This window comes from Pseudomonas sp. 05T35, assembly GCF_056396605.1.
Genome location: NZ_JBFTLU010000395.1, coordinates 1 through 7,423 on the forward strand (window position 1 = coordinate 1; position 7,423 = coordinate 7,423).

At 57.9% G+C, this 7,423-nt stretch carries 8 protein-coding genes; 6 read left to right on the forward strand and 2 right to left on the reverse strand.

Features of this window, described 5'->3' with window-relative positions; genetic code table 11:
• Nucleotides 1-42: 42 nt before the first annotated feature.
• Both AC1DH9_RS23640 and AC1DH9_RS23645 read right to left on the reverse strand, forming a co-directional pair.
• Entirely contained in the window at nucleotides 43-321 is a 279-nt protein-coding gene (locus tag AC1DH9_RS23640) for a DUF3509 domain-containing protein (RefSeq protein WP_024264778.1), read from the reverse strand.
• A 96-nt stretch (nucleotides 322-417) separates the two neighbouring features.
• Complete coding sequence (locus tag AC1DH9_RS23645) at nucleotides 418-597, reverse strand: hypothetical protein (protein ID WP_427541490.1); 180 nt, start codon at nucleotides 595-597, stop codon at nucleotides 418-420.
• Between the two features lie 128 nt (nucleotides 598-725).
• Here AC1DH9_RS23645 and AC1DH9_RS23650 point away from each other — a divergent pair, with 128 nt between their 5' ends.
• From AC1DH9_RS23650 to AC1DH9_RS23675, 6 genes are all read left to right on the forward strand, one after another.
• The gene (locus tag AC1DH9_RS23650) at nucleotides 726-2,564 is read left to right on the forward strand and encodes a long-chain-acyl-CoA synthetase (RefSeq protein WP_427541487.1); all 1,839 of its coding nucleotides are present in this window, start codon (nucleotides 726-728) and stop codon (nucleotides 2,562-2,564) included.
• A gap of 97 nt (nucleotides 2,565-2,661) precedes the next feature.
• Nucleotides 2,662-3,180, forward strand: coding sequence for an ankyrin repeat domain-containing protein (locus AC1DH9_RS23655; protein WP_054593488.1), 519 nt, complete (start codon nucleotides 2,662-2,664; stop codon nucleotides 3,178-3,180).
• Between the two features lie 67 nt (nucleotides 3,181-3,247).
• Entirely contained in the window at nucleotides 3,248-3,730 is a 483-nt protein-coding gene (locus tag AC1DH9_RS23660) for a hypothetical protein (RefSeq protein WP_477808875.1), read from the forward strand.
• 76 nt (nucleotides 3,731-3,806) lie between these two features.
• The gene (locus tag AC1DH9_RS23665) at nucleotides 3,807-3,998 is read left to right on the forward strand and encodes a PLDc N-terminal domain-containing protein (RefSeq protein WP_054593487.1); all 192 of its coding nucleotides are present in this window, start codon (nucleotides 3,807-3,809) and stop codon (nucleotides 3,996-3,998) included.
• Nucleotides 3,999-4,284: 286 nt separating this feature from the next.
• A complete protein-coding gene (gene speE / locus AC1DH9_RS23670; protein WP_427541481.1) occupies nucleotides 4,285-5,160 on the forward strand; it encodes a polyamine aminopropyltransferase in 876 nt (291 codons plus the stop codon).
• Between the two features lie 314 nt (nucleotides 5,161-5,474).
• A partial coding sequence (locus AC1DH9_RS23675) for an LTA synthase family protein (RefSeq protein ID WP_477808876.1) occupies nucleotides 5,475-7,423 on the forward strand: 1,949 nt, incomplete at its 3' end.

Sequence of the window (7,423 nt, forward strand, 5' to 3'; positions counted from 1 at the left end):
GCGCAAGGCTTGCACGACCTGAAAGGTTTGAACGGTTGGTGCTTATCTCGAGTGATAGGTCGGCAAGGCGAAACGCTGCTGGCTTTGCAGCATTGAAATCTGCGGCAGTTCGCTGGCCTGTTCGGCCAAGTCACGGCGAATGGCACTGATTACCCAGGACAGTTGATCGCCGGCATGCAATTGAGCGTAGGAAATCGAGCGTTTGAACACTCGGCCATCGCTGCTATTGAGCGTCAGCAGAATACCGCCGTCTGGGCGTGCTTGCGTGGTGACGTCGAAGTTGGAGAACAGGGACGAAAATTTTTCCTGGATCAGGCTCATGTCGATCAGCTCCGTTTGCACTTGAATGGCAAGCATGGAGTGATAGGTGCACTGATTGTGCCAGTATGAGTTTTTAGAAAAGTCGTTATAAATCAATCATATATAAAATAGTGTGTTTTTCGGCATCGTGCATTCTGCATGAATGGCCATCGTGCATCCTGCATTTTGCGCGCTCGCCGCAGTAGCGACCCGGATACAAAACATTTCAAAAACCGCGTGTACAGCGGCACAAGTGCGGGCGTACTTTTTGGCTTGAATCAACGCTTCCACGTTCATTTTTATCTCTAGCCAGAGGTTATCTGCCGTCTCTCATCCAGGGATGAAGTTGCCTGAACACCTGCGACCAAATGTTCGCCCGACAATAACAAAACAGGCCTGACATCAAGGGCCGAACGGGAGCAACCATGAGTCTCGCGTCAAACGACATGATCACCTGGGGCATGATGCTCCGTAAGTTGCCGTCCATTGCCAAAGCCCTGCCACGGGTGGTCAAGGGGCTCAAAGTCGCCAATGTCAAACGGCCGGATCAACCCTGCGGCCTCGGTTGGAGCTTCGAGCAAGCGACACACCGTAATCCCAATGGCCTGGCGCTGCTGCAAGGTGAGGTCAGACTGAGTTATGCACAGGTCAATCAGTGGGCCAACCGCATTGCTCACTATCTGATTGCCCAGGGCATTGGCAAAGGTGATGTGGTCGCAATCTTCATCGAAAACCGTCCGGAACTGCTGGTCACGGTGCTGGCGGTGGCCAAGGTTGGCGCGATCAGCGCCATGCTCAATACCTCGCAAACCCGACAGGCGCTGGTGCACAGCGTGAATCTGGTTGCCCCGGCGGCAATCGTGGTGGGCGAGGAGTTGGTCGGGGTTTATTCGGCGATCCGCGAGCAGGTTGCAATCGATACCGCGAGAACCTGGTGGGTGGCCGATCAGGACACCTCCCATGATCCCGGTTCGGTGCCCACAGGCTTCATCAACCTGATGCGTGTCAGCACCGATTACCCGAGCGACGACCCGCTCAGCAGCCAGCAGGTATACCTCAACGACCCTTGCTTCTATATCTACACCTCCGGCACGACCGGACTGCCCAAGGCCGGAGTGTTCAAGCATGGCCGCTGGATGAAGACCTCCGCCAGTTTCGGGTTGATCGCTTTGGATATGACCCCCGACGATGTCATCTATTGCACCTTGCCGCTGTACCACGCCACGGGGTTATGCGTGTGCTGGGGCTCGGCAATTTGCGGGGCGTCGGGCTTTGCCATTCGGCGTAACTTCAGCGCCAGCCAGTTCTGGAACGATGCACGCAAATACCAGGCGACCACCATCGGCTACGTCGGCGAGTTATGCCGCTATCTGATCGATCAGCCGCCGAGCACCACCGACCGTGATAACGCGGTGCTGAAGATGATCGGCAACGGGCTGCGCCCCGGTGTCTGGAGCGAGTTCAAGCGGCGCTTCGGGGTCAGCCACATTTGCGAGTTGTACGCCGCCAGCGACGGCAATATCGGTTTTAGCAACATCCTCAACTTCGACAACACCATCGGCTTCTCGCTGATGTCCTGGGCGTTGGTCGAATACGCGCACGACAGCTGTGCGCCGATCCGCAACAGCAAGGGTTTCATGCAGAAAGTCGGCAAGGGCCGACAAGGCCTGTTGCTGGCAAAGATCGATGACAAGGCGCCGCTGGACGGCTACACCGACCCGCAGAAGACCGAAAAAGTCGTGCTCCACGATGTCTTCGAAAAGGGCGATCGCTACTTCAATACGGGTGACTTGCTGCGCAGCATCGGTTTTGGTCACGCCCAGTTCGTCGATCGCCTTGGCGATACCTACCGCTGGAAGGGCGAGAACGTGTCGACCACCGAGGTCGAGAACATACTTTTGAAACACTCCCACATCGCYGAGGCGGTGGCCTATGGCGTCGAGATCCACAACACCAACGGCCGCGCCGGCATGGCTGCGATTACCCCGGCTGAATCCCTGGCGACCCTGGACTTCAGCGAGTTGCTGAGCTTCGCTCGCCAACACCTGCCGGCCTATGCGGTGCCGTTGTTTTTGCGGGTGAAAGTGAAAATGGAGACCACCGGGACCTTCAAGTACCAGAAGACCCGTCTCAAGGATGAAGCCTTCGATCCGCGTAAAACCGGCGACGATCCGGTCTACGCCTGGCTACCGGGCTCGGACACTTATGTGCAGGTCACCGAACAGGTACTGGCGGATATCCACGCTGGCAAGTTCCGTTATTGATTCTGGCTATGGCCGCACGAGAGAAAAAAGGAGTGACAGGGGTAAGGGCGCTTAAGGAAACTAGCGGCTTTGCGATTGACCGAATGTGGAGTCCCGAATGACAGACAAATCCCGCCAGATGACCCCGGAAGAAGCCGCGGAGTTTGCCGAGCAGGTGTTCAACAAGGCACGTGATGGTGACGCGGCGATGCTCGCCGCACTGCTGAGCAAAGGCCTGCCGCCGAACCTGCGTAACCACAAGGGCGACACCTTGCTGATGTTGGCCGCCTATCACGGCCACGTCGATGCAGTGAAAGTGCTGCTTGAGCACAAGGCCGATCCAGAGATTCGCAACGAAAATGGCCAAAGCCCGATTGCCGGCGCGGCGTTCAAAGGCGATCTTGCGGTGGTGACCGCTCTGGTTGAAGGTGGCGCCGAGGTTGAAGGTTCGTCCTTTGACGGCCGCACCGCGTTGATGATGGCCGCGATGTTCAATCGCAGCGCAATCGTCGACTACCTGATCAGCAAAGGTGCTGATCCAAAGGCCAAGGACGCCAACGGCATCAACGCTCTGGACGCGGCCAGGACCATGGGCGCGGCAGACACCACGGCACAGCTGCAGAAGCTGCTCGGCTGATCCGTGGCGAGGAGCGCGCCGTATGACCTTGTAGCAGCTGCCGAGCAGCAAAATCAGCTCCGGCTGCATGAGCGAGGCGGAAATTGTGCAGATCGCCGATGAAGCCGCCCAGGCCTATGCCGATCCCGAGGCGTTTCTGGCGGCCAACCCGGACATCAACTACGACGACACTTTCCCGATCCCGTTGGGTGAATGGGTGGTAGTCGGCAGCCTGCCGGAAACCGTGYTGTTCCAGGCCGACACCTACATGGACCTGTTTGAGCAGATCGTTGCGTCTTTCGGCCCGGGCGTGGCGTTCAACATCAAGCCCAAGCAACTGGCCAAGACCGAAGCGTTGACGGCACTCAACCGCATCCAGATCCAGATGGGCAGCATGAACCCGGAAAACGGCGGCTACACGCTGATGAACTTCAGCCAACTGCTCGATGACGAGATTCAGACCGTACTGGTCTATGGCAACGACGTCCCACGGGTGCTGGAGTTGTGTGCGCACATCGGGATCGCCGCGGCGCCGTCCCTGGAAGCGTTGAAAGTGGCGATTCACGTTTAAGTCAAACGTAATAAAACGGAGCCCTCGTCAGGCCCGACTATCCTAAGGGGGAAATTCTTCTCCTGGGAGCGACACCATGGGTTCCACCTTCAATGGCCTGGTTGGCCTGATCATCCTCGCGCTGGATATCTGGGCGATCATCAACGTGCTTAAAAGCGGCGCAGAAACCGGGATGAAAATCATCTGGGTGCTGCTGATTCTTCTGCTTCCGGTACTGGGCCTGGTTATTTGGGCAATTGCTGGCCCCCGGGGTAACGTGCGGTTCTGACATCGCCCTCTATGTCGACACATCACCCTGTGGGAGCGAGCCTGCTCGCGATGCAGGCGCCGCGGTTTGTCAGTTAAACCGCGCCATCGTTCATCGCGAGCAGGCTCGCTCCCACAGGGTTCACTGTTTACTCGAATGATCTTTGGTTCGACGAAGGTTCGACCTGTCATGTTCGGCGACGTAGAATGCGCGCCTTTCCTTGGTCAATCGCCTGCCCAGCGTCTGCGATTGTCCATCATRGGCGGGTAACCGTCCGTTGCCACCAGCATTCACCGGGGGACTTCCCATGAGCACCACCAAAACCAGCGAGTACCTGGAAACCCTCTACGAAGGCTACGGCCAGCGTTTTCGCATGGAAAAACTGCTGCACGAAGTGCGCACCGAGCACCAGCACCTGGTGATTTTCGAGAACCCGCGCATGGGTCGGGTCATGGCGCTGGACGGCGTGATCCAGACCACCGAAGCCGACGAGTTCATCTACCACGAGATGCTCACCCACGTGCCGATCCTGGCTCACGGCTCCGCCAAGCGCGTATTGATCATCGGCGGTGGCGACGGCGGCATGCTGCGTGAAGTGGCCAAGCACCGCAGTGTCGAACACATCACCATGGTCGAAATCGACGGCACGGTAGTCGACATGTGCAAGGAATTTTTGCCGAATCACTCCAAAGGTGCGTTCGATGATCCACGCCTGAACCTGGTGATCGACGATGGCATGCGTTTCGTCGCCACCACCCAGGAAAAATTCGACGTGATCATCTCCGACTCCACCGACCCGATCGGTCCGGGTGAAGTGCTGTTCTCGGAGAACTTCTACCAGGCATGCCGCCGTTGCCTGAATGAAGGCGGCATTCTGGTGACCCAGAACGGCACGCCGTTCATGCAGATCGAAGAAGTGAAAACTACCGCGGGGCGCTTGCGCAGTCTGTTCCCGGACTGGCACTTCTATCAGGCTGCGGTGCCGACCTATATTGGCGGTGCCATGACGTTTGCCTGGGGCGCGACCAACACGGCTTACCGCAAGCTGTCGCGCGAAACCCTGAGTCAGCGTTTTGCTGGCAGCGGCATCATCACGCGCTACTACAACCCGGAAATCCATATTGGCGCATTCGCTCTTCCGCAGTACGTGCTGCAAGCGGTGAACAAGCCGGGTAATGATTAAACCGGGCTGACCGAAAAGGGCCGAGAGGCCCTTTTTGTGTTTCCAGATATACGTTGCACGAAATTTTCACAAACACTCCAAGACAATTCACCCACGCCGATTTAACGCTCAACCCTCTGTAACTCTTGTTCCAGAGCCCTGGAAGCCAGGCTTTGGGGGAGTGCTTGCCAGTAATGGATGGCAATGCTGTGAGTGATCGTGCAACATTTGCGCATCGCGCACGCTTCCGGCCACTTCCTGCAAGTAATCGCAAGGGAGGGCAGGGCGCCGCAACATCTTTGAAACTTCAACTTCCAATGAGTCCTATAAACGACATGGCTAACCCGGACGCCCTGAGTCAGCAGCGAGCTTCGAATCGCTTGCTGCAACCGACCGTCAAATCGCATCTGGCGTACACACTGCTCTGTGCCGTGGTGATGATGGCAATGCTCTCCCTGCTGCGCGTTGCGCTGCTGGTGTACAACCGGGAGATGATCCTCGACACACCTGCCTCGACCTTCCTAGAAGCGTTCGCCAACGGCTTGCGTTTCGACCTGCGCCTGGTGGTCTACCTCAGCATTCCACTATTGCTGTCCCTGTTCAGTGTCCGGGCGATGGCTGCCCGTGGTCTGTTCCGGTGCTGGCTGACCATTGCCTCGAGCATCGCGCTGTTCCTCGGCCTGATGGAAATGGACTTTTACCGTGAGTTCCACCAGCGCCTCAACGGCCTGGTCTTCCAGTATGTGAAGGAAGACCCGAAAACCGTCATGAGCATGCTCTGGTATGGCTTCCCGGTCGTCCGTTATCTGTTGGCCTGGGCTGTTGGCACCTGGTTGCTGAGCCTGGCGTTCAAGGGCGCCGACCGTGCAACCCGCCCACGCGGCCCGTTCAGCGGTGGCGCCATCAGCACCCGTCAGGTAGCCCCGTGGTATGCGCGCATCGCGGTATTCGTGGTTTGCCTGTTGATCTGCGTCGTGGCAGCCCGTGGCACGCTGCGTCAAGGTCCGCCGCTGCGTTGGGGTGACGTTTACACCACCGACTCGAACTTCGCCAACCAGTTGGGCCTGAACGGCACGTTGCAGTTGGTTGCTGCTGCGAAGAGCCGCATGTCCGAAGAGCGCGACAACATCTGGAAGCCGACGATGGAACAGTCCGTGGCCCAGAAAATTGTCCGCGATATGCTGGTGATGCCGGATGACAAGCTGGTTGATGCCGATATCGCTGCGGTACGCCGCGATTACACGCCACCGGCCGACAAGACGCTGCCGATCAAGAACGTCGTTGTGATCCTGATGGAAAGCATGGCCGGTCACTCGGTCGGTGCCTTGGGCGCGCCGGGCAACATCACGCCCAACCTCGATAAATTGTCGAAAGAAGGCCTGTTGTTCGACCGCTTCTTCTCCAACGGTACGCATACCCACCAGGGCATGTTCGCCACCATGGCCTGCTTCCCGAACCTGCCAGGTTTCGAATACCTGATGCAGACCCCGGAAGGCAGCCACAAGCTGTCCGGCCTGCCACAGTTGCTCAGCGCCCGTAAATACGACGATGTGTATGTCTACAACGGCGATTTTGCCTGGGACAACCAGTCGGGCTTTTTCAGCAACCAGGGCATGACCAATTTCATCGGGCGTAACGACTACGTGAACCCGGTGTTCTCCGACCCGACGTGGGGCGTGTCCGACCAGGATATGTTTGACCGTGGCCTGCAGGAACTCAAGGCGCGCGAAGGCAAGCCGTTCTACGCGCTGCTGCAAACCCTGTCCAACCACACTCCCTATGCCTTGCCGACGCCATTGCCGGTCGAAAAAGTGACTGATCGCGGCAGCCTGAACGAGCATTTGACGGCCATGCGTTACGCCGACTGGGCGTTGGGGCAGTTCTTCGAAAAGGCTCGTAAAGAGCCGTACTTCAAGGAAACCCTGTTTGTCATCGTGGGMGACCATGGTTTCGGCAACGAGCGTCAAATCACCGAAATGGACCTGGGCCGCTTCAACGTGCCGATGCTGATGATTGCACCGGGCATCCAGGAAAAGTTCGGTCAGCGTGACCATACCGTGGGGACTCAGATCGACATCGTGCCGACTATCATGGGTCGCCTCGGTGGCGAAGTGCGTCAACAGTGCTGGGGACGAGACTTGCTCAACCTGCCGCAAGGCGACACCGGTTTCGGCGTGATCAAGCCATCGGGTACTGAACAGACCACAGCCATCGTCACGGCTGACCAGATCCTGATTCTGCCGAAGGAAAAGGAAATGGATCCGAAGATGTACCAGTACCAGCT